The organism is Cryobacterium sp. MDB1-18-1, from assembly GCF_004402735.1.
Taxonomy (GTDB): domain Bacteria; phylum Actinomycetota; class Actinomycetes; order Actinomycetales; family Microbacteriaceae; genus Cryobacterium; species Cryobacterium glucosi.
The window spans coordinates 1-23,277 of the sequence record NZ_SOFR01000013.1 but is presented as its reverse complement, the minus strand read 5'-3'; the positions used below and the strand labels follow the sequence as shown (position 1 = coordinate 23,277).

Here is a 23,277-nt window from a genome sequence, read left to right as displayed (position 1 = left end):
CGCAGCGACTCCTTACGCGGCCAGGGGCAGCGGCTGCGCCGGCGCGGATGCCGCGGCCGCGACGACGAGTGCGCCGTCAGCAACCGAGACGTCGACTCCGGTACTCGCCAGCAGGTCAGAGCCGACGAGGAGGTCGGCGATCTTGTCGTCGAGTTCCCGCTGGATCACGCGGCGGAGCGGCCGGGCACCGTACTCGGGTTCGTAGCCCCGCGTGGCGATCCAGTCGATCGCGTCCTCGCTCACGGTCAGGGCGAAGCCCTGGGCGGCGAGCCGGGTGCGCGTCCCGGCGAGCAGCATCCGCACGATGTCGTGCAGTTGCGGCGCGTCGAGCTTGCGGAACAGCACGATCTCGTCGAGCCGGTTCAGGAACTCCGGACGCATCGCCTCGCGGAGCTTGCCCATCACCCGGTCGCGGAGCGCTTTCTCCGAGCCGAAGCCGTTGTCGGCCCCGCCATCGATCTGGGCGGTGAAGCCGAGGGCGCCGCTCCGGCTGGCGAGGAATTCGGAGCCGAGGTTGGAGGTCATGATGATGACCGTGTTCCGGAAGTCGACGGTGCGACCCTGGCCGTCGGTCAGGCGGCCGTCGTCGAGCACCTGCAACAGCAGGTTGAACACGTCGGGGTGGGCCTTCTCGATCTCGTCGAGCAGGATCACCGAGTACGGGTTCCTGCGCACGCGCTCGGTCAACTGCCCGGCCTCGTCGTAGCCGACGTAGCCGGGAGGGGACCCGACGAGCCGGCTCACGGTGTGCCGTTCGCCGAACTCGCTCATGTCGAAGCGCACCATCGCGTGCTCGTCGCCGAACAACGATTCAGCGAGGGCCTTGGCGAGCTCTGTCTTACCGACGCCCGTCGGCCCGAGGAACAGGAAGCTGCCGACGGGTCGGCCGGCATCGTTCATGCCCGTGCGATTGCGGCGCACCGCCTTGGCGATGAGCGTGACGGCGTCGTCCTGTCCGACGACGCGTTCGTGCAGCTCGGCCTCGAGCAGGCCGAGGCGGGAACGGTCGTCCGCGGTGAGCCGGGCGACGGGTATGCCCGTCGCGCGGGCAATGACGCCGGCGATCTCGGCCTCGCCGACGACGGCCTCTGCTGCAACGGCCTGGGCGGGGTCTTCCTGGAGCTGCAGCTGTGCCTGGACCGTCTCGATCTCGTCCCGGAGCCGGGAGGCCTCCTCGTATTGTTCGGTGAGGACGGCGGCGCTCTTCGCCTCCTCGAGTGTCACCACGCGCGCACGCAGGGCCTCGAGGGCCTCACGGTCGGGCAGGGAGCCGAGGGTCAGGCGCAGCCGGGCACCGGCCTGGTCGATCAGGTCGATGGCCTTGTCGGGCAGGAACCGGTCGGACACGTAGCGTGCGGAAAGCTCGACGGCGGCACGCAGCGCCTCGTCGGTGTAGCGCACGCCGTGGTGCTCTTCGTAGCGGCCGCGCAGCCCCGCAAGGATGCTCACCGCGTCGTCGATGCTCGGCTCGCCGACCCGCACGGTCTGGAAACGGCGTTCGAGGGCCGGGTCCTTCTCGACCTTCCGGTACTCCTTGAGCGTCGTCGCGCCGATCACGTGCAACTCACCGCGCGCCAGCCGCGGCTTGAGGATGTTTCCGGCGTCCATGCCGCCGTCGCCGGATCCGCCGGCGCCGACGACCGTGTGCAGCTCGTCGATGAAGATCACGAGCTCGCCGCTGTGCGCGGTGATCTCGTCCATGGTCTTACCGAGGCGTTCCTCGAAGTCGCCGCGGTACCGGGTCCCGGCGACCATCGCCGCGAGGTCGAGTGCCACGACGCGCTTGCCGCGCAGTTGCTCCGGCACGGTTCCCGCCACGATGGCCTGCGCGAGCCCTTCGACGACGGCGGTCTTGCCGACGCCGGCCTCGCCGATCAGAACCGGGTTGTTCTTGGTGCGCCGGGAGAGGATCTCGATCGTCTGTTCGATCTCGTCGGCACGGCCGATCACCGGGTCGAGTTTCCCGTCGCGGGCCCGGGCCGTGAGGTCGGTGCCGTAGGTGTCGAGCATCGGCGTTTCCGAAGCGGATGCCGGGGCAGGGTCCTGGCCCGTCGCATCCGCCTGCGGCTCGCGTGCACCGGCCTGCAGGGATTCCTGGGTGACGCCGGCCGCAGCGAGGACCTGGCCGGCCGGGGAGTCCTCGTTCACCACGAAGGCGAAGAAGAGATGTTCGGGGTCGATGTAGGTCGACCCGAAGGCGCGCGCGATCTGGTGCGCGTCGAGGAGGGCGCGCTGGGCGGAGGGGGTGAGTCCCGGCGTCGCGTCTCCGGTCGGGGCAGAGCGCTCCGGCAGGCGCTGCTCGGCGGCCAGGGCGAGGGCCGCGGGGTCTGCGCCGGCATTCCGGATCGCCTGGGCTGCCGGTTCGCGCAGGACGAGGACCCGGAGAATGTGCAGGACGTCGACGTGGGAGTGCCCGTGCTCGACCGCGTACTGGGCGGCCTCGGCGAGCACCTCGTGGGTGCGGCGGCTGAGCAGCCGGGTGATGTCGATCGGGCGCCCTGTGGGTGCAGCACCCTGCTGGCCCTGCAGGTAGCGGGCGATGAACTCGTCGAACGAACCGTTACCGGAATCCGCGGGACCGAAGAATGTAGGCACGAGACCTCCTGATCTTGAAACTTGAGTGCTATTGACTCAACTCAACGTCAGGCCGTGGGTTTCATTCCCGCCTCATGCTGGGAAACCCCCGGTTACGCGGTCGGCGAACGGAGTGCGAACAGGCCCAGAGGTTCAGGCCCCGAGGATGCCGCGCGCCACGACGACGACGACGGTCACGGCCGCGACGCCCAGCGCGATCAGGACCAGGCCCCGGCCGTGCACGCCAGCGGGCATGACCCGGAGCGCGCGCATCGAGTATGCGAGCCCGACGAGGACAGCGATGACTCCCCAGAACGGGAGCACGAGAGCGAGGACGAATCCGGCGAGGGTGATCCAGAATCCGAGCGAGCGCCCGGGTGTCTTCGTCCAGTCGGCACGCGGCGCGCCGAGGGCGATCAGTCGGTTGTCCTGCATGTTCGCGCGCGGATCGTCCACTGTCAGCCCCCGTTGTTTCGAGTACCAGTCTGCCACGCGGCGGGATCGTTCAGCGCGATCGTTCAGCGGGATCGTTCAGCTGGGCTCAGAGCCACCGAGGCGGGTCGGCCGGAGTCCCGGCGCTCGAACCCACGCCGGAACCGCCACGCCCGGTCGCCCACTGGACGAGGCCAGCGAGGCTGCCGGACACGACGATGGGATGCGCGGAATGGAGGTCGCCGAACCTGCGCTCGTCGTGGGAATCAGTGACGGAGAGCACGAGGTCTCCCCCGTCACCCCGGGTCGCCCAGGCCGAGGTGATCTCGGTGAGCAGGCGATCGAGCACCTCGACCGGCACGTCGGCGAAGGATGCGCCGGTCGCGAGGTCGATCGTGTGCACCCAGAGTTCCTGGTTGCGCATCCACACGGTCTCGGACACGGCGATCTCCCGGCCGCTCGGGGTCCGGACCGGGTGGCTCCACGTCTCGGGGGTGAGCCGGCGCCACGCGGCGTCGAGCTGGATGGTCGCGACGTCGAAGAGGGTCCGCAGGGCGTCGCGGTCGAGCTCGGCCCCGGCGGCGATGTCGCTGTCGCGAGCCGCGTTCGAGACGTACATCGGCGTTTCGACGTCGGTGCGCGCCCAGGTCACGAGTCGTACGATGCCCCTCGCGTTATATGCGACATGGGCGATCACGTGACGGCGGCTCCAGCCGGGCAACAGCGAGTCGCCGTCGAGGTCGACGTTCGACAACCCGTTGAGCTCGTGCGCGAAGAACGCGGTCGCGCGACGAGCGAGCAGGAGTTGCGCGAGCAGCTCGGGATCAGCGGGGAGAGCGGTAGGTGCGGGCATTCCCCCATTCTCGCAGGGAACCGGTCAGATCGAGGGCTGGAATCCGCCCGTCGGACTGAAGGACGCGTCGATCGTGAACGGGTCGCGCACGGAATTCGAGCGATCGGATGCCGCGATGAGAGCCGCGAGTTCCCCGGCCGCCCTGTCGATGCGGTCGGGCAGCGTCTTGACCGTGTCCGCGCCGCTTCCCCAGTCCTCCGATGCGGCGAACACCGCGGTGGTGGCGACGACCGCGTGCAGGTAGGTGAACATCGGGCGGATGGCGTAGTCAAGGGCCAGGGAATGGCGTGCGGTGCCCGCCGTCGCCGCGATGACCGTCGGCATGTCGGTCAGCGACCGGTTGTCGATGACGTCGAAGAACGACTTGAAGAGGCCGCTCGCGCTGGTCGTGAAGATCGGGGTGACGGCGATGAGCCCGTCCGCGCCGGTCACGGCTTCGATCACCGCATCGAGCTTCGGGCTCGGGAACCCGGTGAGCATGTTGTTCATCACGTCGAGGGCGACGTCGCGCAGTTCGAAGATCCTGACCTCGGCGGGGATGCCTTTCTCGGCCAGGCGGGAGGAGGTCGCCTCCGCAAGACGGTCGGCGAGCATCCTCGTCGAGGACGGCTGGCTGAGTCCTGCGGTGACGACGGCGATGGTACGGGTGCGTTCCGTCATGGCTAGGCCACCTCGACCGGAGCGCCGACGGATGCGCCGACGGGAGCCGCGGCCGCCGCAGCGACGAGCGACGCGTGGGTGGGGGCATCCGGAACCGTTGCCGGACGGTTCTTCGCGAACTCGCGGCGCAGCACGGGCACAACCTCTTCACCGAGCAGATCGAGCTGTTCGAGAACGGTCTTGAGCGGCAGTCCGGCGTGGTCCATCAGGAACAGCTGGCGCTGGTAGTCGCCCACGTAGTCCCGGAAGCCGAGAGTGCGGTCGATGACTTCCTGCGGGCTGCCGACGGTGAGCGGCGTCTGCGAGGTGAATTCCTCGAGGCTCGGGCCGTGGCCGTAGACGGGCGCGTTGTCGAAGTACGGGCGGAACTCCTTCACGGCGTCCTGCGAGTTCTTGCGCATGAAGACCTGGCCGCCGAGTCCGACGATCGCCTGCTCGGCGGTGCCGTGGCCGTAGTGCTCGAAGCGCTGGCGATAGAACCCGACCATTTTCGCGGTGTGCGAGGCCGGCCAGAAGATGTGGTTGGCGAAGAAGCCGTCGCCGTAGAATGCGGCCTGCTCGGCGATCTCCGGGGTGCGGATGCTGCCGTGCCAGACGAACGGCGCGACGCCGTCCAGGGGGCGGGGCGTCGACTGGAAGCCCTGCAGCGGGGTGCGGAACTGGCCCTCCCAGTCCACGAATTCCTCGGTCCAGAGCCGGCGCAGGAGCGCGTAGTTCTCGAGCGCGAGGGGAATGCCCTGGCGGATGTCCTGGCCGAACCACGGGTAGACCGGGCCGGTGTTGCCGCGGCCGAGGGTCAGGTCCACCCGGCCGTCGGCGACGTGCTGGAGCATCGCGAAGTCTTCGGCGATCTTGACCGGGTCACTCGTCGTGATCAGGGTCGTCGCCGTGGAGAGGATGATGCGCTCGGTCTTGGCCGCGATGTAGCCGAGCATCGTGGTCGGGCTCGAGGGCACGAAGGGCGGATTGTGGTGCTCACCGGTTGCAAACACGTCGAGTCCGACTTCTTCGACCTTCTGGGCGATCGTCAGGATCGCCTTGATGCGCTCCTGCTCGGTCGGGGTACGGCCGGTGGTCGGGTCGGTTGTCAGGTCCCCGACCGAAAAGATTCCGAACTGCATGGTCAGCCTCTCTGAGTGTTCACTGCATTTTCTCGGGCAGTATTTTCAATGCATTTGCATGGATATCGTACCCAACCTCGATCGGGGGTTTCCTATTCCCGCACGACAGAGACCTCGCCTGAGACACGGTGATACTCAGAAATATCTCATGGATCGCCGATATCCGGCCGTTGACATCTCGGAGTGAATCACATAACGTTCCTCCAAAGCTCCTCCGCCCGATGAAGTGCTTCAGGATCCCCGTCGGCCGTTCGGTAACCCGCCGTACTGCCGCACCCGAGAAACCGCTTCATCACGGAAGGACCACTGATGCGGGAACGACTCCAGGCTTCGCCTCACGTCGGTTCGCGACATCATCCGCTGCGCCGCCCATCGGCCCACACCACGCGCTGAGAGCGCTCACCAGGAACGCCCGGCACCACTGCCGGTTGTCCCCGGTTCGCTCGCCGCCGCAGCAGCTCCCCCACACTCACCCCAGAGAAAGAATTGGGTATCCCCATGAACCACGAATCCTCCGACCTGCCGCAGAAGTCCGAACACGCGGAGAACTACGAGCACACCGAGCACACCGAGCGCACCGAGCGCACCGAGAACGTCGCGTACACCGAGAGCCTGAAGCACGCCGACGAACCCGAGCACGGCCAGACCCTGGCACCGTCGGAGGTGGGCAGCATGTTCTCCGAGTACCGGCGTCGCCAGCTGAACATCTTCCGCGAACGCGAATCGACCCTCGAGCTCGACGACACCGCGATCTAGCACACAGCGATCTGGCGGGGCTCAGCAGGCCCGGTCACCGGGCTCCGTGCACCAGGTCCAGGACGGCACGCAACTCGCTGGCCTCGATCTGGCCCGGGGCGCTCGAGGCTCCGACGGAACCGAAGGTGACACAGGAACCGAAGGTCTCCCCGGCCAGCCTCGACACCACGCCGAGTCCCCCCATGGACATCGCGATCACCGGGCGCCGGGCCTGCTCGGCGACGAACTCGGCGGTCGCGTCCATCAGGGTGAGGACATCGCGCGGGCTCGACGGCATCACCGCGAGCTTGAGCACATCCGCCCCGAGTGCCTGCTGCTCCGCGAAGCGTGCGAGAATCTCGGCCCGCGGCGGCGTGGACTCGAAGTCGTGCGAGGACATCACGACGAGGACGCCCGTCTCGTGGGCCGCGCTCACGATGCGGAGCAGGCACGACCGCTCGGTGAAGAGTTCGACGTCGACCGCATCGACCCCGGCGGCGATCGCCAGCCCGAGCAGGTCGGCGTAGGCCTCCGGGAGGATGTCCCGCTGCCCGCCTTCCCGTTTCGTGCGGAAGGTGAAGATCACCGGGACGCCCTCCGGAAGGGCAGCACGCACGACGGCGATCGCTTCCCGGACGGCCGCTGGGATATCCGATTCGGAGAAGAAGTCGATCCGGAGTTCGACGAGGTCATAGTCCCCGGCGATGAGTCCGGAGGCGGCCGCCGCGAGTTCGGCGATCGTCGCCCCGACCAACGGAACGCAGATCTGCGGCCTGCCCTCGCCGAGCACGATCGAGCGCATCCGCACAGAGGACCGTGCCGTCGCGCCGGTCATGAGGCCTCTCCCCCTGCCGGGGAGTGCGCGGGCGCAAGGCCGACGGCCGACCGCATGGCAGCGCGGATGCCCGCCTCACCGTGCAGGGGTTCGTCCTGTTTCCCGCCGGTGAAGATGCGCACCTGGCTGATCGCCTGCTCGACGAGCATGTCGAGCCCGCTGAAGACGACGCCGCCTGCGGAACCCCAACCCTCGGCGATCGGGCTCGGCCACGGGTCGTACGCCACGTCGAAGAGGATGGAACCGGTGTCAAGGGGCCGGAGGTCGAGGCCGTCCGCAACCCCGCCCGGCAGCGTGCTGATGACGAAGGAGAGCGGGCCGGCCGCGTCCAGCTCGTCGAGCCGCCGAACCCGCACGGGGACCCCGAGCCGGTCGCCGAGGGCCGACAGGCCGGTGGCCCTGGCGGGATCCCGCAGGTAGACCGTGATCTCCCCCGCGCCGAGCGCGTGAGCCGCGTAAAGTGCCGAGGCTGCCGTCGCACCACCGCCGAGGATCGCGGCAGAGGAGGGTCGAGCAGAGTCCAGCGTCGAAACCGTACGGACGATGCCGTCGACGTCGGTGTTGAAGCCGTGCAACCGGCGCGTGCCATTGTCGGCCGTGAACAGCACGGTGTTCGCGACGCCGAGGTCGTCGACGAGCGACGAGGCCGTGTCGAGCAGCGGGACGACCTCGCGTTTGAGCGGCATGGTGAGGCTGAGCCCGAGCCAGCTGTCGTCGAGGGAGACGAGCCACGAGGCCAGCTCGCCCGAGCGGACCTCGGCCCGGGAATAGTCGAACGGGAGACCGAGCAGGGTATACGCCGTCGTGTGCAGCAGGGGCGAGCGCGAATGACCGATGGGAGACCCCAGTACCGCGAGGCGGCGGCGGCCGGCCGGGGAAACGGGTTCAGACACGAGCCCCTCCGATTCGATTCTTCGACAGATCCAGCGATAGCGGCACGTGAGATGCGGCAGGCCGCTGCTCAATGGTAGTGTCCCGAATATGTCACTACACGCAACAAATAGTCGCCGCAATGTCGCGGCCCGTGGGTCGGTGCGCTGATGCTCAGGATCGGAATCCTCGGTGCCGCCGGCATCGCGCCGTCCGCGATCATCCGCCCCGCCCGGCGACGAACCGATGTCGTGATCGCCGCGGTCGCCTCGCGCCGGGCATCCGCTGCCGCCGCCTATGCGCAGGAACACGGCATCGACCGCTCATACGGCGACTACCGCGCACTCCTTGCGGACCCGGAGATCGACCTCGTCTATGTCGCGCTGCCGCCCTCGGAGCACGCCGAGTGGTCGATTGCAGCGCTCGAGGCCGGCAAGGACGTGCTCTGCGAAAAGCCCTTCGCGATGAACGCCGCCCAGGCCGGGCTGATGCGCCAGGCGGCCGCCGAGACGGGGCAGCGTCTCATCGAGGCGTTCCACGACCGCTACCACCCGCTCAGCCTCGAGCTCGACGCCATTGTCGCGTCCGGCCGGCTCGGCGACGTCGTTTCCCTGCGCGGCGAATTCTCCGGCAGCAACCCCTTCGACCCGACGTCGATCCGGCACATCCCGGCCCTCGGCGGTGGTTCGTTGATGGACCTCGGGTGTTACCCGCTGCACTGGGTGCGGGCCCTCACCGGCGAGGAACCCCTCGTCACGAGCGCCGTAGCCACCCTGAACCCGCTGGGGGCCGACATGAGCATGGATGCCGCACTGGTGTTCCCCTCCGGCGTCACCGCCCGGGTCTCCTCGAGCATGATCGCGGGCACTCCCCTCGACACCTCGTTCGACATCGTCGGGACAGAGGGCACCGTGCACGTGGACAACATGGTTTTCCCGTCCCGCGGCCACAGCATCCGCGAAGTCAGCCGGGGAATCGAACGCTGGCTCACCGTTCGCGGCAACGAGACCTACGATCACCAGCTCGATGCGGTCGTGCGCGGCCTTGCGAGCGGCGAGCCGCTCCTCACCGAGGGGGACGATTCCGTCGGCAACATGGCGACCATCGATGCCATCTACGCCGCGGCGGGGATCGAACGCGCCGTCTGGTAGCGGTGCGGCGGGCTCTCGCGGACACAGGACGCGGGGGAAGCGGGTTACCGGAACGCCGCTGCGAGCGCGTGCAGGTCGACCTTCGGGTCCAGTAACCCGTGATAGATCGGCGGGATGGGCTTCTCGACGTCGAAGAGCGTGTAGACAGCATGCATGGCGCCGTGCACGGAGTACTCGACCGTGAAGACGACGTCCTCGGGTAGTGGGGTGAACTGGCCGAGGAAGGCGAAGTTCTCCGCGCCGTCCGGGAGCACCTTCGGCCGGTCCTCCGGCACGCGCCGGCTGAAGAGGGCTGACGCATACGGCATCATGACCGTTGTCACGTCGGTCGACGCGAGCACCTCGTCGAGGATGTCCTCAAAGCCGAGCTGGTGCACGAGCTCCGTCAGGATCTCTTCGCCCGTCGCCTCGGACATCTTCTTGTCAGTGATCGAACCGATTGTGATGAAGGTGTTGTCGTCGAGGTCGAGAGCGGATGTCCCCTCGGCGTTCTCGAGGTGAAGCCGGGTCGCCCGGCGTGGTTCCAGAGCCGCGGCGAAGTCGACGTCGGCACGACCATCGAATCGTATTGGTTGTACGTGGTCCGGCTGACGCCGGACAGGAGGTGGATCCGGTCGAATTCCTGGATGAAGCGCTTGAAGTACCGACGCATTTCGGCAGCGGAGTGCCAGTTCTGGAAGGCGAACGTCGTGCGCCATATCTGCCAGAAGTTGGTCGCGAAGAAGTGCTCGCCGAAAAGCTCATCGATTCTCGGTGGCGTGCGCCATGGTGCACTCCTCACGGTCGGGGCGACACCCCCGTAGTGGGGAGTATGCCGTAAAACTGAGCGTACTTCGTTATTCGGCGTTATTCGGCGATCACGGCGTTGCGAACGGAGTGCGGATCGCGTCGAGGGTTGTCCCGAGTCCGCGCGCGGCGGCAGCACCCGCGATTTCCCGGCGCCGACGGGTGAACGGGTCAAGTCGGGCGAGCCGCCCCGGATCGGTGAGGTCTCCGACGCAGGCGAGCTTCACGGCGAGGGCGATCGGGTCGGCGAGCAGGAACCGGAACGAGATGTCGTCCGTTTCCTCGAAGCCGTGCCCAAGCGCAGTGACGGCCATCAGCAGCCGGTTGGGTACGAAGCCGCGCAGTCCGGCCAGGCCGGGGCCGGACGACGCGCAGGTGTCGTGCAGCAGGGCGACGACTTTCTCATCCTCGCGGGCCAGTGCGGCCATCACACGAAGCGGATGCTCGATGGCCGCCTCCCCTGCCTCGTCGCGTTTCCCCGCGCAGGCCGTCCTGGCGAAGCGGAGAGCATCAGCAAGGAGGAGCGACGAATGACTGTCGTCTCCCTGCCGCTGCCCGCGCTGTGAAAAGTGGGTGAGGCTGAGTGTGTTCATGGCGCTGTCCTTGCTGAGCTCGCGAACCGAGGGATTCGCGCGCACGTCGCTGTGCGTCCTTTCACGCTACGGGCTGTCAGTTCCGGCAAAAGGGGGTTGACAGTGCCACCCGGATCTGTATGGGCGGCCGGGTATTCGCGGATGGGGCCTAACGGCGCGGCGTCCAGCCGAGGGCGGGGGCGATGCGTTCGGCCACGGCCGTGAGAATGCGGTGCAACCCCGCCGGCGGATGGTCGAAGGGAAGGGCGATCACGAGCTCGTCGGACCCACGGAAGGCGACGTCGGCGAGGAGGGCCTCGATGATGTCGTCCGGATCGCCGGAAGGCACCTTGCCGAACTGGAACGGCAGGGCGGCTCCGGGAGTGCCGTGGGCGCGCTGCCGCTCCTCGTCGCGCTCGATCAGCCAGGCGAATTCGTCAGCGTCGTCCCTGCCGAGGATCGGCAGCACCTGACGTCCGACGAGTGCGTAGGACGGCCGCTCGGTGACAGCGGCGTGGGCGGCACGGTACGCGGTGATCGACTCGAGCTGGGCTTCCTCGAAGGAAAGCTCGCTCGGTTCCGTGTTGAGGGTCGAGAGCTGCAGGCGGAGGCCCTGCTGGCCGGTGCGCACTGCGCTCGGGGTCGCGCCCGCGCCGTAATAGAGGCGGTCTGAGAGGGTCGGGCTCAGCGGCTGGGCAGTGAGTGGCGTGCCGGCAGGGAAGGCGGGAAAGCTCGCGTCGGCGATGGCGAGGGTGTCGCCGCGGAGTGCCGAACGGAAGGAGGCGAGCCGGGCATCCGCCTCTTCTCTGAGCGAGCCGGTGATGGCGCCGTAGACGGGGCCGAAGATGCCTTCTGACTGGGCGTAGCCGGAGCTCAAGCCGACCTCGAGGCGTCCACCGGTGAGGAGGTCGGCGGTGGCCGCCTCCTCGGCGAGTCGCACCGGGTTCTCGAACCGCAACGGGGTCACGGAGGTGCCGAGCCTGATGCCCTCGGTGTGCTGGGCGACGACCGAGAGGAAGGTGAGCGGCGAGGAGAGGTACTTCTCGAGGTGCCGGTGTCGCACCCAGCCGGTGTCGAAACCGAGTTCGTCGGCGTGCCGAAACAGGTCGATTCCGTCCTGCAGGCCCTGCGACGTGGCGCCGGCGACACCGCCGTGTTCGACGAACGCGAGGAAGCCGAGACGGAACGGGGACGGCGTGGGCGCTGATGCTGGAACTGAGGCTGGGGAGGTCATGTCCGGCAATCTAGCGTCCGGCAACACGGTGAGGGAATCGGGCAGGTCATGAAAGGTAAAGCGGCGTCACAGAGCCGCTTCGAGGCTCTCCCGCCTGCTGCGAATCAAGGGCAGGGCGCGTGTGACCGCGAGATCGATGCGCTCCTGCAGGTCGAGGCTCGAGACCCGGTAGTTGGTGAAGTCGGAATCCTTCGCGTAGACGCCGATCGGGAGGGTGAGCGCCTGGAAGAATCCGAACAGCGGGCGGAGCTGGTGCTCGATGATCAGGGCGTGGCGGTCGCTCCCCCCGGTGGCCGCGAGCAGCACCGGCTTGTCGACGAGGGCGTACTGGTCGACGAAGTCGAAGAGGTGCTTGAACAGTCCGGTGAACGACGCCCGGTAGACCGGGCTCGCCACGATGAGCAGGTCGGCGCCCTCGATCCGGTCGAGTTCGGCCTCGATCGTTGCGGGCAGCTGGTCGCGTCGCAACGCGCCGGCGAACTGCTCGCCGATCTCGTGCACGCCGATGAGATGCGCGGCGATAGGGAGTTCCCGGCCGACGGAGGCGAGGATTTCCTTGAGGAGAACCGTCGTCTTCGAGGGCGCGTGCAGGCTGCCGGACACGGCGACGACGCGGAGGGGCCTGGCCAGCGTCTCGGTCGGCGTCTCGGTCGGCGTCTCGGTCGGCGTCTCGGTCACGTGTGATTCGGTCATGGTTGTCCTTCAGTCGGTGCGGGTGGTGGGGGCGATCGCGGCGGCGAGCGCCGGCAATGGCGCGGTCGGCAGTGGAGAACCGAGGTGACCGCGGAGAGTGGTGGCCTCGTACTCGTCCCTGATGAGCCCGCGACTGCGGAGTTCGGGCACGACGAGACGGGCGAAGGTCTCGAACTGTTCGTGCAGGAAGGCGTTCAGTACGTTGAAGCCGTCGACCGCACTCGCCCGGAACCAGGTTTCGAGGTGGTCGGCGATATCGGCGGGCGACCCGACCACGATCGGGGACCTGATCAGGTGGGCGACGAGGAGGTGCCGATAGGTGACCGGCCGCTTGCCGCCGATCGTGCGACCGGAGCGGCGGGTGACCACGTCGACGAGACGGGCGCCCGCCGCAGTGAAACGGCTCGCGGTGCCGGGGGTGACGGCCTCGTCGAAGCGTCTCTCGACGAGCGGAAGCCCGATGACCTGGCGCAGGTGCCGGATGTTCCGGTTGGCGGGCAGGTCGAGGCTCGCCGCTTCCGGGGTGCCGTCGTCGACGGGGAACAGGTCCACGAGCCGGTCGTAGACGGCCCAGGCATCCGCTCGCGTCTCGCCGACGATCGGAAGGACGAGGGCGACGATGGTCAGGGCGGATGCGGCACGGCCGGCCGCCTCGACCCTGGCCCTGGTGTCGTGATAGAACTCGGCGGCGTCGCCCAGGCTCGTCGGTGCGACCACGTAGATGTCGGCTTGCTCGGCCGCGAACTGCTGGGCGCGACGCGAGGTGCCGGCGTGGACGAGCGGGACATGGCCTTGGACGGGTCGTTGCACGTTGAGGGGACCGGCCACCGCGAAGGCCGGTCCGACGTGCTCAAGGGGCGTGACCCTGGACCGGTCGATGATGGCGGCGCTCGCGACGTTCCTGGTGAAGGCGTTCTCGCCCCAGGTGTCCCAGAGGCCGCGGAGCACGGTGACGTATTCGTCTGCGACGTCGAAGCGGTCGAGGTGGGTGCGGGCTCCGGACGGCCCGAAATTCGCCTCGACCTTGGCATCGGATCCGACGGTGAGGTTCAGCCCGAAGCGCCCTCCGCTGAGCCGGTCGATCGACGCAGCGGCCCTGGCCGTCGCGTATGGCTCGGAGTGGGCGGTCTCCACTGTTCCGACCAGACCGATCCGTCGCGTGATCGCCGCGAGGTAAGCCGCTGTGCTCATCGAGTCGACGCGGGAGAGCAGGTGCGGGTCCGAGAACTCGAGCTCCGGATCCGTCGCGAGCCAGTCACCGAGGAACAGGTAGTCGAAGCCGGCCTTCTCCGCGGCGAGCGCGAGGCGCTTGAGCGCGCGGGGATCGGTCGAAGGGTCGTTGTGCGCACCGGGATACCTCCAACCGGACGGGAAGGACCCCAGGGTGCGCACCATCGCACCGAGCACGAGGTGGCCGTCGCGCTCCGACCAGTCGGCGTCGGACGCCGGGGAGGTGTGATTCGTCATGGGTCGACGCTAGGCCGGGTCGATTCGGGCCGGGGTCCCGGCCGACACATCCCGTCGCGGACGGAAACATGTCGTAAAGAATGCGTGATCGCTGGCATTATCGCGCGCCAGTGCCTAGCGTCGACGGGTCGTGACGCGACGGCAGGATTCGAACCTGCGATTACCGGAATATGAAACCGGTCCCTTCGTCCTCTCGGGCACGCCGCGGTGCAATTCAGGTGGTGAGCTCGTCCTTTCTGTCGAAGGGGGCGACGCCGTCATCAACGAGACGCAGGACATAGGGCGACGAGGTCGCAAGCAGAGTCTCATCGGCCGGCACCGGGCAACTCGCCAGGAACGCCCACAGCGCCCGGATCATCGGGTGCTCGCGGCCAGGTCAGCCGGCAGCCGAGTGCGCCCCGGGTCGCCTACGAGGCTGTCGAGGTGGACCAGGAGCGCCCTGGCGACCTTGTCGTTCTCGCGAAAGGAGATCGCATTCGTGCGCGGGCGGGAAAAGGCGCCGACGAACGGCGAGTTCGTGTACGGCCCGATGGCGAATCGTCGCGGGTGGTGGTCTCCGTCCGGCCTCAGGACCCGGGTGTCGGCCTGGCGCACCGCGAGACGTCCCGTGCTCCCGGTGAAGCCGGCATCCGTCGCCTGCTCCTCGACACCGGCGCCGGAATCGAGGAGCGACCTGAGCAGCGGGTTGTCGCTCGCGGAGACCACGGTGTCGGGAAGTCGCGCGTCGACGAGTGCGGTCGCCGTGACGACCCGGTCGAGGTTCGCGCTTCCGGCCCGGAACAGGCCCGTCACCTCGTCGGTCTCGACCCAGAGGTCGCCACCGAGGAATTCGACGATGCCGGCTTCGGAGAGCGCAAGGAGTTCCTCGAGCCGGTGGCCAGGTGGACCGCTTGCGATGAAACTGAAGTAGCCGAGCCACCAGCCGTGGATGTCACGCACCCGTGACTGCGCGCTCCATTTCGGTGAATCGATGATGTCCGAGAGCGCGAAGAGGCTCCGGAGCAGAGCGATGAACAGGGCGAAGGTCGCGCTGTGCTCCGGCGCGGTGCGGAGGGTGAGATCGCGGCGGATATAGTCGCGCAGGGCATCCTGGAGCTCGGCGACCGACTCGAACCGAAGGCCGTCGAGGGGACGGTCGAAGTCGGGCAGGAACAGCCGGTCGATCGGGTCGGTGACGGTTGACTCGACGAGGGCGCGGAAGCGTGCCGCATCCTGCTCGATGAGGAACGTGTCGGCACCCCACTCGGTGAGCGGATGACTCGCCGCACGTTCCCCTGACCGTTCCGGCCGTGCGGCGGCGACCGGCAGCGCCCTCGGGTCGATCGCGTCGAAACGGTCGGAGAAGTCCGCCCAGGACGTGGACACCCGCTCGGGGTGTCCGGTGAAAAGCTCCCGGTAGTATCCCCAGACCATTTCCTGCGCTATCAGTGGCCAGACATCGCTCGTGAAGTCGAGGGTCGAGCTGTCCCTGTCGAGTGCCGCGGCAACGTCGGGCGTGAAGAACCGGGGAACCGGTGGCTCCCCGACGATGGTCGAACTGATCTTGGAGTGGTACGGCACTCCCCTGCGCGACCCGATCAGCACCCGGGGTTCGAGCCCGGACGGCGCGTAGTGCAGCCGCCCATCGGGCAGCCGGGTGAAGCGGCCGCCCCTGCCCTCGGTCAGGAGCACGGTGAGGTCCACCGCGGCCAGGCCGAAGCCGCGCACGATGACCCGCTCGCCTGGCTCGAGCGCGCTCGTGTCGGCATCCGCCGTGAAGGCGGGCGGCAGGTAGTAGCGGTCATGACGGCGGGCGAATTCGGTGAGGGCCGTGTGCTCTGGGGACGGGTCGGCACCGTTATGGCCGAGGGAGTAGAGCACGAGGTCGACGTTCAGGGTGACCCCGGTCGAGAGGACCACGATCTGGCCGGCGGCGTCGTCGATGTCGTCGACCCGGATGGCGGTGGCCCGGCGGGACTCGACGGTCACGTTCGGCCCCAGTGCGGCGGCGGCCTCCTCATGGAACCAGGCGAGATAGAGGCTCTGCAGGCGACGGGTCGGGAAGCTCGCCCCGGTGAGGCCGGCGATCTCGGCGGCGAGGACCGCATCGATCTCTCCGGCACCGTTCTCTCCGGCACCGTCGATCGCGGGGATCTCGATCGTTCCGGCCCTGACGCCGGCGGCCCACTCGATCAGGGATGGTCCGGGCAGAATCGGGCCCTCGATGACCGACGTCTCGTCGGTGAACATCGTGACGTCCTCGGCGAGGGAATTCAGTTTGAGCAGCGGGGATTGGTCGTGCCGCCAGATCCGGCCGGCTCCGGGTGGGAACGGGTCGATCACGTGCACGACCAGGGGCCGGTCCCTCCCCCACATTTCGTCGAGGTTTGCCGCGAGGCGTTCGAGCACGCCGGATCCGCGGGGCCCGCCGCCGATGATCGCGATGGCCGGGGCGCGGTCGGGTCCCGTGGGGTCAGTGCCTCTGGAGTCGCTCATGACACAAGAGTCGTCTCGACGGCGACAAATCCCGCCCAATGTGTCGCGCCGTGACGAGGTGACGAATTGTGAAGCGGATGCGTTGGCGCCGCTTCGGAGACCCCCTTAGGTTTCAACTCCAGCGGGGTCGTCCCGCTTCCTGGCTCCCCATCGCTTCCCACCGCCACCCACGAGAAAGGCAGGCACCCCGTGAGCATCGAATTTGCCGGCACCACCACCACGCGAGACACCTTCGTCTACGTCGCCGCCGACGACCCGCTCGCCCAGCCGCTGCTGACGGACCTCGCCGCGGAGTACCACTCCCGGTACGGCTCATACTTCGGCGAGAGTGCTTCCACCGAGATCTCCCGGTACCCGGTCGACGCCTTCGCGGCGCCCGACGGAGCCTTCGTCGTGCTGGTGCGCGACGGCATCCCGATCGCCGGTGGCGCGTTCAAACGGTTCGACGAGCGCACCGCAGAGCTCAAGCGCATCTGGACCGCCGCGACCCATCGGCGTCAGGGCCTGGCCCGGCTCGTCGTCGCCGAACTCGAAGCCGAGTCCGCCAGGCGCGGCTACGACCGGGTGTTCCTGACGACAGGCCCCCGCCAGCCCGAAGCGAAGAACCTCTACCTCGTCACCGGCTACACGCCGCTCTTCGACACCGCGCTCACCCCCGACGAGGTGGTCATCCACGCCTTCGCGAAGAGCCTCGACGCCCAGGAACTCGACGTTGCCGGCATCACGGCGGCGCACTATGCAGCCATCCGGCGTGAACACGCTGACAACCCGCGCTTCGTCGCACTGATCCCCGAAAGCGACTGAGACCATGACGGACACCGTGAAGGAACACCGGTCGGCGGCGCCGACCGAGGACTCGTCCGCTTCTCGCCGAGACGTGAACCAGGTCGTGAACCGGAATTCGCCCGATTTCGCCGCCCTCAAGGTCGTGCACACCCGCCACTTTGTGCGCTGGATCTTCGGCGCCCTCGTGCTCTTCGTCGTGCTGCAGTTCCTCTGGAGCCTCGCCACGAACGACAAATACGGCTGGCCGATCTTCGCGACCTACTTCTTCGCACCGGCGATTATCAAGGGCATCCAGCTGACACTCGCCCTCACGGTCGTCTCCGGGACGATCGGGTTCGTCCTCGGCACACTGCTCGCCCTCGCCCGGCTGTCGAAGTCGCCGATCCTGAACAGCGTGTCCTGGTCGTTCATCTGGTTCTTCCGCTCGGTTCCGCTGCTCGTCCAGTTGCTCGTCTGGTACAACCTCGGCTACCTGTACCCGCGCCTCGGGCTCGGCGTCCCGTTCACCGACAACTACTTCTGGAGCTTCGACACCGTGACCCTGGTCAGCCAGTTCGCTGCCGCGGTGCTCGGACTCTCGCTCAACCAGGCGGCGTACTCCGCTGAGATCATCCGCGGCGGAATCCTCTCGGTCGACCAGGGCCAGCTGGAAGCCGCTGCCGCCCTCGGACTCCCCCGGCACGTACGGGTGTTGCGGATCATCCTGCCGCAGGCCGCCCGGGCGATTCTCCCGAACGCCTTCAACGAGATCATCGGCCTGATCAAGGGCACCTCGATCGTGTCGGTCATCGCCCTCGGCGAACTCTTCTACGTAACCCAGGTGATCTACAACCGCAACCAGCAAGTGATCCCGCTGCTGCTGGTTTCGGTGGTCTGGTACATCATCTTCACCACCGTGCTGAGCGTCGCCCAGTTCTATGTGGAGCGCCACTTCGCCAGAGGTGCCCTCAGAGTGGTTCCGCCGACGCCCATCCAGGCGGCACGCGGCTGGGTGAAGACCCAATGGGCGCGGCTCGACGAGAAACCCGAAACACCCGAAGCACCCACCACCCGGATCGGCGGAAACGGATCATGAGCATCGCAGTAACCCAGGCCGCCGGCACGCTGACCGCACCGGCGACCCGCGGCCTCGTCGAAATTCGCGGCGTCTCCAAGAGCTACGCCGGCCACGAAGTCCTGCACGACGTGAACCTGACCGTGCAGCCCGGGGAGGTCGTCGCGATCCTCGGGCCGTCGGGGTCCGGCAAGTCCACCCTGCTCCGCACAATCAACCACCTCGAGAGCGTCGACAGGGGCTGGGTCACCGTGGACGGCGAGCTCATCGGGTACGAGCAGCGCGGTGACCGGCTCTTCGAGCTGAAGGAACGCGAGATCCTGAAGCGGCGCACCAACGTTGGCGTCGTCTTCCAGAATTTCAACCTCTTCCCGCACCTCACGGCCGCAGAGAACATCGCCGTCGCTCCCGTCGCTCTCGGGCGCCTGGGCAAGTCGGATGCCCGCGAACTCGCCCTCGGACTCCTCGCGAAGGTGGGCCTCGCCGACAAGCCGGACGCCTATCCCCGCCAGCTCTCCGGCGGCCAGCAGCAGCGCGTCGCGATAGCGCGGGCCCTGGCCCTGCAGCCCAAGGTGCTGCTCTTCGACGAACCGACATCGGCGCTCGATCCCGAGCTCGTCGGAGAGGTCCTGGACGTGATCCGAGACCTGGCCAAACTCGGCACGACGCTCATCATCGTGACCCACGAGATCGGATTCGCCCGCGAGGTCGCCGACCGGATCGTGTTCATCGACGCCGGGCACGTCCTCGAAGTCGGTCCCCCCGAGCAGGTCTTCGGTTCGCCGAAGCACCCGCGCACCAAAGAATTCCTGGGTCGCGTGCTCTAAACGCGTTCCGGGCCAATCAGCCACCACCCACCCTGCACAGCAGCATTCACAAACAGAACCCCACAGAAATAGAGGCACACAATGGCAATTAAGAAGAAAACCGCGGTCATCATCGGAGGCATCGCCGCCGTTGCTCTCGTCGCAGGCGGCATCACCGCGGCCGTCCTGGCCGGCACCGGCAACAGCTCGGCCCAGGCCGCAGGCGCGGCCTCTCCCTCGGCGTCCGCCGCACCTGTGACGTTCAACCTCGGCCCGAAGCAGGACCGGATCCGTCTCGACAAGGTGCCCGAGGCCATCGCGGCCATCAAGAAGAGCGGTTTCACCCCGATCGAGGCCGGCAAGCTCACGGTCGTCGTCAGCCCGTACGTCGCTCCCCTTGGCCTGTTCGCGACCGACGACACGACCCTGATCGGCAACGAAACCGACATCGCCCAGCTCATCGCCGATGGTCTCGGCCTCGAGCTCAACCTGCAGCCGGCAGCGTGGGCGGACTGGCCCCTCGGCATCCAGTCCGGCAAGTACGACCTGATCACGTCCAACGTCACCGTGACCGAGGCCCGCAAGGACCTCTACGACTTCGCGAGCTACCGCGAGGACCTCCTCGGCTTCTACGTGAAGAGCGACTCGAAGATCTCGTCCATCAAGGAAGCCAAGGACGTCGCCGGCCTCAAGGTCATCGTCGGCTCCGGGACCAACCAGGAGAAGATCCTCCAGGGCTGGGACAAGGAGAACATCGCCAAGGGCCTCGCCCCCGTCGAGTACCAGTACTTCGACGACACCGCAGCCGCGAACCTCGCCCTGCAGTCCGGGCGCGCCGATGCCAACTTCGGACCGAACGCGACCTCTGCCTACGCAGCAGCCCAGAACGGTGAGACCAGGCTCGTCGGCACCTTCAACGGCGGCTACCCGGCGCACGCCAATATCGCTGCGGGCACCAAGAAGGGCAACGGCCTCATCGAGGGCGTCAGCATCGTGCTCAACAAGGCGATCACGGGCGGCCAATACGGCGACGTTCTCGCCCGCTGGGGCCTCACGTCCGAGGGCGTCACCGAGTCCCTCGTGAACCCGGCAGGACTCCCGCGCGAGTAGCGCGAGTAGCCACCACTCAGTGACCGGAAGAGCCGGGTCGGGAGAGACACTTCTCCCGGCCCGGCTCTTCCGGTTTCACGCCTGTCTCCTGCCCGCCCCCTGCCTAGGATGTCTCCATGGTGTTCATTCAGGACCTGCACCTTCGCGACGGTCGCACGCTCCGCGTGCACGACAGCGCCGCCGACCACGAACTCGACTCGGCATTCACCGTGCTCTGGCAGCACGGTTCACCCCAGACGGGAGCCCTGCTCGAGCCGTTGCTGTCCGCGGCGGCCGCTCGCGGCATCCGTCTCATCTCGTATGGCCGGCCCGGCTACGGCGGTTCGTCTGCGCTGCCGGGTCGTGACGTGGCCGCCGCGGCCACCGACGTCGAACAGCTTGCCGACGCGCTCGGCATCGCCCGATTCGCCGTCATGGGCGCGTCCGGCGGCGGTCCGCACGCCCTCGCTTGCGCCGCCCTGCTGCCGGAGCGAGTCTCGGCAGTGGGCTGCCTCGCGAGTCTGGCCCCGCTCGACGCCGACGGTATCGACTGGTTCGCCGGCATGGCCACGGACGGAGCCTCCCTCCGCGCGGCACTGCTCGGTCGCGCGGAGCGCACAACGTACGAGGAAACCGTGGACTTCGACCCGGACAGCTTCATCGAGGCGGACTACGACGCACTGGCGGGCCCGTGGGCCTCCCTGGGCACCGATGTCGGCCTGGCTTCGGAAGCGGGGCCGGAGGGCCTGATCGATGATGATCTCGCCTTCGTGGCCCCGTGGGGCTTCCCCGTTTCCGCGGTCTCCGCCCCGGTCCTGCTCCTCCAGGGCGTCAGGGATCGGGTGGTCCCGCCATCTCACGCCGACTGGCTGAGTCGGCGCCTTCCCCGAGCCGAGCTCCGGCTGCGCCCCGACGACGGCCACATTTCCGTGCTCGAGGCGTGTCCAGCGGTCATGGACTGGTTGTACGCGCGGCCGTGATCGCGGCCCCGAGCGCCTCGGCAATCACGCGATCCGCCGAGTCCCGGTGAATCGAATGCCCTGCGCCCGCAACGAACGCGTAGCTGAGGTTCGCGTGCCGGGCTGCGAGGCGCTCGCCCTGTTCGGGAAGCACCGATGCGCTGCCCGACGCGGGGTCCGCGCCGAGGAGCCTGACCGGCACCCGGACGTCGTCGAGGTGCGGTTCGAGATCCCAGGGGCTGGTGTCGCTCAGCACGCGCTCGACCGTGAACGGGCTGACCACACGTGCGGCCTCCACCTTCTGGTGCGCGTCTTCCGCGTGCCAGCCCGGGTTCTGGCTGAGTATTCCCGCCGTTGTCGGATCGGTGATCTCCGCGATCGTTTCGGCGAGGAGCGGTGCGACCGAGTCCGGTCCGAGGGTGAGCGGTGGGTCGAGAAGCAAAACGCTCCGAGTCCAGTCGTCGCTGCCCGCCGCGGCGAGGAGCGCGACAGCGCCGCCGAGCGAGTGCCCGATGACCAGGTCCCACGGCTTCCCCGGCGCCAGGCGGAGCCGCAGCGTGTCGGCGACGAATCCCTCCAGCGGATACGAGGTCGTGCGCGGGGCCCGACCGTGGCCACGCTGGTCGGGAGCGACCACGAACCATCCCTCCGCAGCGAGTCCGCTCGCGACTCGCCACCAGACCGCTCCCGCGGACGTGAGTCCGTGAAGCAGCAGCACGCTCCGCGACGCGGCGGGATCGCCCCAGGTCAGCACGGGCAATTCGACGGAGATTCCGGTATATGTGGCGGTCACGATGTCCTTGCGGGATCGGAAATGAAACGGGGAGGATGGAGCCGAGAATACGGCAGCGCCGTGAAACTGCAAATCCGGCCCGTAACAATTAGAGTCGTGTGGGGGAATCGGCACAGGAAACGAAGCGGAGCAGGTGTGAGCACTGGAATTGTGGTCATTGACATCCAGAAGGACTACTTCCCCGGGGGCGCATATCCCCTCTCCGGGAGTGAGTCCGCCGCGGTGGTTGCCAGGGGCGTCCTCGACTCTGCCCGTGCAACCGGCACGACCGTCATACACTTCCAGCACATCGCCACCGAAGCGGATGCGACGTTCTTCGTCCCGGGGACCACAGGCGTCGAGATCTACCCGCTCGTGGCACCGGTGACACCGGAGCGCCACTTCACCAAGGGCTCCGCGAACGCCTTTGTGGACACCGGCCTCGAACGGCTGTTGCGCGCTGAGAACATCGACCACCTTGTCGTCATGGGCATGATGAGCAGCATGTGCATCGATGCGACCTCGAGGGCCGCCCTCGACCTCGGCTTCGCCGTCACTATCGTGCACAACGCCTGCGCGGCGCCCGCCTTCGAGTTCCAGGGCACTGAGGTTCCGGGGGCATCCGTTCATGCCGCCTTCATGGCCGCACTCCGCGATGCCGGTGCCGATGTGCTCGCCGCAGCCGACCTCGACCTCGAGTCGCTCCCGGTCCGCTGACGGAGGCCGTGCCCCGTCGCGGTTGGTCACGTCACGGTTGGTCAGTCGCGGTTGGGTGGTCCGGTGAGGACCTGGTGGGCGCGGTGCCTGTTCGGCGGCCGCCAGAGTCGTTGCGGATCGATCAACCCGGGGGCCCGCACCTGCGGTGAGCCCTTCACCATGCGGATCTCCCACCCGGAGGTATCGATGCTGTGGTGGTGGAACCAGCACAGTAGGACCCCGTTGTCGACGGTCGTGGGCCCGTCCTTCGCCCAGGGCTTCACATGGTGCACTTCGGCCCAGTGCGCCGGGGCGTTGCACCCGGGGATGATGCAGCCGCCGTCCCGGGCGGTGATCGCCCGACGTTGCGCCCGGTTGAAGTACCGTCGTTCCGGCCCGAGCTTGAGCACTTCGTTGTTCGCCCCGAAGAGGACCCCTTGGAAGCCGCCGTCACAGATGCGCTGGTGCACCGTCTTGAGCGACACGGGGGCCTCGACCCCGTCGACCCACCCCACCCCGACCCCCGAGGCGAGGTCCGCAGCGTTGACGTGCACCATCACCGTCGGTGCCGACCCGCCCATGCTGGGCGTGTCCTCGTCGCGGGCGGCGTGTTCGAACAGGGCCCGGAGGATGTCGGCGCGTTTCTCCCCACTCGTG

At 68.0% G+C, this 23,277-nt stretch carries 25 protein-coding genes and 1 tRNA gene; 9 read left to right on the top strand and 17 right to left on the bottom strand.

The features are described from left to right. Positions 1-12 precede the first annotated feature (12 nt). The 5 genes from E3O50_RS02645 to E3O50_RS02625 all read right to left on the bottom strand — a co-directional run bounded on the left by E3O50_RS02645 (position 13) and on the right by E3O50_RS02625 (position 5,640). Positions 13-2,595 carry an ATP-dependent Clp protease ATP-binding subunit gene (locus E3O50_RS02645; RefSeq protein ID WP_134448849.1) on the bottom strand — a complete coding sequence of 861 codons (2,583 nt, stop codon included), beginning with the start codon at positions 2,593-2,595 and terminating at the stop codon, positions 13-15. 132 nt (positions 2,596-2,727) lie between these two features. Further along, on the bottom strand, positions 2,728-3,030 hold the full coding sequence (locus E3O50_RS02640) for a hypothetical protein (RefSeq protein WP_134559996.1): 303 nt from the start codon (positions 3,028-3,030) through the stop codon (positions 2,728-2,730). Between the two features lie 85 nt (positions 3,031-3,115). Further along, the gene (locus E3O50_RS02635; protein ID WP_134559994.1) at positions 3,116-3,859 is read right to left on the bottom strand and encodes a maleylpyruvate isomerase family mycothiol-dependent enzyme; all 744 of its coding nucleotides are present in this window, start codon (positions 3,857-3,859) and stop codon (positions 3,116-3,118) included. A gap of 24 nt (positions 3,860-3,883) precedes the next feature. Continuing rightward, positions 3,884-4,519, bottom strand: coding sequence for an FMN reductase (locus E3O50_RS02630; RefSeq protein WP_134448846.1), 636 nt, complete (start codon positions 4,517-4,519; stop codon positions 3,884-3,886). Positions 4,520-4,521: 2 nt separating this feature from the next. Then, positions 4,522-5,640, bottom strand: a complete 1,119-nt coding sequence (locus tag E3O50_RS02625) for an LLM class flavin-dependent oxidoreductase (protein WP_134448845.1) — start codon at positions 5,638-5,640, stop codon at positions 4,522-4,524. Positions 5,641-6,138: 498 nt separating this feature from the next. Here E3O50_RS02625 and E3O50_RS02620 point away from each other — a divergent pair, with 498 nt between their 5' ends. Continuing rightward, positions 6,139-6,396, top strand: a complete 258-nt coding sequence (locus tag E3O50_RS02620; RefSeq protein WP_134448844.1) for a hypothetical protein — start codon at positions 6,139-6,141, stop codon at positions 6,394-6,396. Positions 6,397-6,430: 34 nt separating this feature from the next. Here E3O50_RS02620 and aroD read toward each other — a convergent pair whose 3' ends face one another. Both aroD and E3O50_RS02610 read right to left on the bottom strand, forming a co-directional pair. Further along, on the bottom strand, positions 6,431-7,210 hold the full coding sequence (aroD, locus tag E3O50_RS02615) for a type I 3-dehydroquinate dehydratase (protein ID WP_134448843.1): 780 nt from the start codon (positions 7,208-7,210) through the stop codon (positions 6,431-6,433). After that, complete coding sequence (locus E3O50_RS02610; RefSeq protein ID WP_134559992.1) at positions 7,207-8,103, bottom strand: shikimate dehydrogenase; 897 nt, start codon at positions 8,101-8,103, stop codon at positions 7,207-7,209. The genes aroD and E3O50_RS02610 overlap by 4 nt, the downstream gene beginning before the upstream one ends. 147 nt (positions 8,104-8,250) lie before the next feature. On the opposite strand from E3O50_RS02610, the gene E3O50_RS02605 reads away from it, so the two are divergent. Further along, positions 8,251-9,231 (top strand): Gfo/Idh/MocA family oxidoreductase, encoded by a 981-nt coding sequence (locus E3O50_RS02605; RefSeq protein WP_134559990.1) that lies wholly within the window; start codon positions 8,251-8,253, stop codon positions 9,229-9,231. 44 nt (positions 9,232-9,275) lie between these two features. Here E3O50_RS02605 and E3O50_RS19890 read toward each other — a convergent pair whose 3' ends face one another. Continuing rightward, positions 9,276-9,662, bottom strand: coding sequence for an oleate hydratase (locus E3O50_RS19890; RefSeq protein ID WP_347233268.1), 387 nt, complete (start codon positions 9,660-9,662; stop codon positions 9,276-9,278). Further along, on the bottom strand, positions 9,617-9,931 hold the full coding sequence (locus E3O50_RS19885; protein ID WP_347233267.1) for an oleate hydratase: 315 nt from the start codon (positions 9,929-9,931) through the stop codon (positions 9,617-9,619). The genes E3O50_RS19890 and E3O50_RS19885 overlap by 46 nt, the downstream gene beginning before the upstream one ends. On the opposite strand from E3O50_RS19885, the gene E3O50_RS19555 reads away from it, so the two are divergent. Continuing rightward, positions 9,858-10,034, top strand: coding sequence for a hypothetical protein (locus E3O50_RS19555; RefSeq protein WP_241975445.1), 177 nt, complete (start codon positions 9,858-9,860; stop codon positions 10,032-10,034). The genes E3O50_RS19885 and E3O50_RS19555 overlap by 74 nt on opposite strands. A 54-nt stretch (positions 10,035-10,088) precedes the next feature. Here the strand turns inward: E3O50_RS19555 and E3O50_RS19430 are convergent, their stop codons facing one another. The 6 genes from E3O50_RS19430 to E3O50_RS02570 form a co-directional block, all read right to left on the bottom strand. Beyond that, entirely contained in the window at positions 10,089-10,610 is a 522-nt protein-coding gene (locus E3O50_RS19430; RefSeq protein WP_134561309.1) for a phosphohydrolase, read from the bottom strand. Between the two features lie 148 nt (positions 10,611-10,758). Then, positions 10,759-11,823 carry an LLM class flavin-dependent oxidoreductase gene (locus tag E3O50_RS02590; protein WP_134559986.1) on the bottom strand — a complete coding sequence of 355 codons (1,065 nt, stop codon included), beginning with the start codon at positions 11,821-11,823 and terminating at the stop codon, positions 10,759-10,761. A 66-nt stretch (positions 11,824-11,889) separates the two neighbouring features. Continuing rightward, on the bottom strand, positions 11,890-12,516 hold the full coding sequence (gene msuE / locus E3O50_RS02585; protein WP_241975444.1) for an FMN reductase: 627 nt from the start codon (positions 12,514-12,516) through the stop codon (positions 11,890-11,892). Between the two features lie 9 nt (positions 12,517-12,525). After that, positions 12,526-13,983, bottom strand: a complete 1,458-nt coding sequence (locus E3O50_RS02580; protein ID WP_134559984.1) for an NtaA/DmoA family FMN-dependent monooxygenase — start codon at positions 13,981-13,983, stop codon at positions 12,526-12,528. A gap of 133 nt (positions 13,984-14,116) precedes the next feature. Further along, positions 14,117-14,190 (bottom strand) — tRNA-Met (locus tag E3O50_RS02575). 147 nt (positions 14,191-14,337) lie between these two features. Continuing rightward, a complete protein-coding gene (locus tag E3O50_RS02570) occupies positions 14,338-16,458 on the bottom strand; it encodes an FAD/NAD(P)-binding protein (RefSeq protein WP_134559982.1) in 2,121 nt (706 codons plus the stop codon). Between the two features lie 189 nt (positions 16,459-16,647). On the opposite strand from E3O50_RS02570, the gene E3O50_RS02565 reads away from it, so the two are divergent. The 5 genes from E3O50_RS02565 to E3O50_RS02545 all read left to right on the top strand — a co-directional run bounded on the left by E3O50_RS02565 (position 16,648) and on the right by E3O50_RS02545 (position 21,173). After that, positions 16,648-17,262 carry a GNAT family N-acetyltransferase gene (locus E3O50_RS02565; protein WP_134559980.1) on the top strand — a complete coding sequence of 205 codons (615 nt, stop codon included), beginning with the start codon at positions 16,648-16,650 and terminating at the stop codon, positions 17,260-17,262. 4 nt (positions 17,263-17,266) lie between these two features. Next, entirely contained in the window at positions 17,267-18,319 is a 1,053-nt protein-coding gene (locus E3O50_RS02560; RefSeq protein ID WP_134559978.1) for an amino acid ABC transporter permease, read from the top strand. Beyond that, complete coding sequence (locus E3O50_RS02555) at positions 18,316-19,125, top strand: amino acid ABC transporter ATP-binding protein (protein WP_166790684.1); 810 nt, start codon at positions 18,316-18,318, stop codon at positions 19,123-19,125. The genes E3O50_RS02560 and E3O50_RS02555 overlap by 4 nt, the downstream gene beginning before the upstream one ends. Before the next feature lie 81 nt (positions 19,126-19,206). Next, a complete protein-coding gene (locus E3O50_RS02550) occupies positions 19,207-20,214 on the top strand; it encodes an ABC transporter substrate-binding protein (RefSeq protein WP_134559974.1) in 1,008 nt (335 codons plus the stop codon). Between the two features lie 116 nt (positions 20,215-20,330). Further along, entirely contained in the window at positions 20,331-21,173 is an 843-nt protein-coding gene (locus tag E3O50_RS02545) for an alpha/beta hydrolase (RefSeq protein ID WP_134559972.1), read from the top strand. Here E3O50_RS02545 and E3O50_RS19020 read toward each other — a convergent pair. Then, a complete protein-coding gene (locus tag E3O50_RS19020; RefSeq protein WP_166790683.1) occupies positions 21,145-21,945 on the bottom strand; it encodes an alpha/beta hydrolase in 801 nt (266 codons plus the stop codon). The two genes, E3O50_RS02545 and E3O50_RS19020, sit on opposite strands and share 29 nt — an antisense overlap. A 135-nt stretch (positions 21,946-22,080) precedes the next feature. Between E3O50_RS19020 and E3O50_RS19015 the strand changes: the two genes are divergently transcribed. Continuing rightward, positions 22,081-22,641 carry a cysteine hydrolase family protein gene (locus tag E3O50_RS19015; protein WP_198413439.1) on the top strand — a complete coding sequence of 187 codons (561 nt, stop codon included), beginning with the start codon at positions 22,081-22,083 and terminating at the stop codon, positions 22,639-22,641. A 41-nt stretch (positions 22,642-22,682) separates the two neighbouring features. On the opposite strand, the gene E3O50_RS02535 is transcribed toward E3O50_RS19015, so the two are convergent. Beyond that, the coding region (locus E3O50_RS02535; RefSeq protein WP_134559968.1) for an HNH endonuclease signature motif containing protein at positions 22,683-23,277 on the bottom strand (595 nt) is incomplete at its 5' end.

Excerpts from the sequence above, each read along its gene's own strand:
- E3O50_RS02635 (WP_134559994.1), bottom strand. The coding sequence starts at position 3,859 with ATGCCCGCACCTACCGCTCTCCCCGCTGATCCCGAGCTGCTCGCGCAA.
- E3O50_RS02630 (WP_134448846.1), bottom strand. The coding sequence starts at position 4,519 with ATGACGGAACGCACCCGTACCATCGCCGTCGTCACCGCAGGACTCAGC.
- E3O50_RS02625 (WP_134448845.1), bottom strand. The coding sequence starts at position 5,640 with ATGCAGTTCGGAATCTTTTCGGTCGGGGACCTGACAACCGACCCGACC.
- E3O50_RS02620 (WP_134448844.1), top strand. The coding sequence starts at position 6,139 with ATGAACCACGAATCCTCCGACCTGCCGCAGAAGTCCGAACACGCGGAG.
- aroD (WP_134448843.1), bottom strand. The coding sequence starts at position 7,210 with ATGACCGGCGCGACGGCACGGTCCTCTGTGCGGATGCGCTCGATCGTG.
- E3O50_RS02605 (WP_134559990.1), top strand. The coding sequence starts at position 8,251 with ATGCTCAGGATCGGAATCCTCGGTGCCGCCGGCATCGCGCCGTCCGCG.
- E3O50_RS19555 (WP_241975445.1), top strand. The coding sequence starts at position 9,858 with ATGAAGCGCTTGAAGTACCGACGCATTTCGGCAGCGGAGTGCCAGTTC.
- E3O50_RS19430 (WP_134561309.1), bottom strand. The coding sequence starts at position 10,610 with ATGAACACACTCAGCCTCACCCACTTTTCACAGCGCGGGCAGCGGCAG.
- E3O50_RS02590 (WP_134559986.1), bottom strand. The coding sequence starts at position 11,823 with ATGACCTCCCCAGCCTCAGTTCCAGCATCAGCGCCCACGCCGTCCCCG.
- msuE (WP_241975444.1), bottom strand. The coding sequence starts at position 12,516 with ATGACCGAATCACACGTGACCGAGACGCCGACCGAGACGCCGACCGAG.
- E3O50_RS02580 (WP_134559984.1), bottom strand. The coding sequence starts at position 13,983 with ATGACGAATCACACCTCCCCGGCGTCCGACGCCGACTGGTCGGAGCGC.
- E3O50_RS02570 (WP_134559982.1), bottom strand. The coding sequence starts at position 16,458 with ATGAGCGACTCCAGAGGCACTGACCCCACGGGACCCGACCGCGCCCCG.
- E3O50_RS02560 (WP_134559978.1), top strand. The coding sequence starts at position 17,267 with ATGACGGACACCGTGAAGGAACACCGGTCGGCGGCGCCGACCGAGGAC.
- E3O50_RS02555 (WP_166790684.1), top strand. The coding sequence starts at position 18,316 with ATGAGCATCGCAGTAACCCAGGCCGCCGGCACGCTGACCGCACCGGCG.
- E3O50_RS02550 (WP_134559974.1), top strand. The coding sequence starts at position 19,207 with ATGGCAATTAAGAAGAAAACCGCGGTCATCATCGGAGGCATCGCCGCC.
- E3O50_RS02545 (WP_134559972.1), top strand. The coding sequence starts at position 20,331 with ATGGTGTTCATTCAGGACCTGCACCTTCGCGACGGTCGCACGCTCCGC.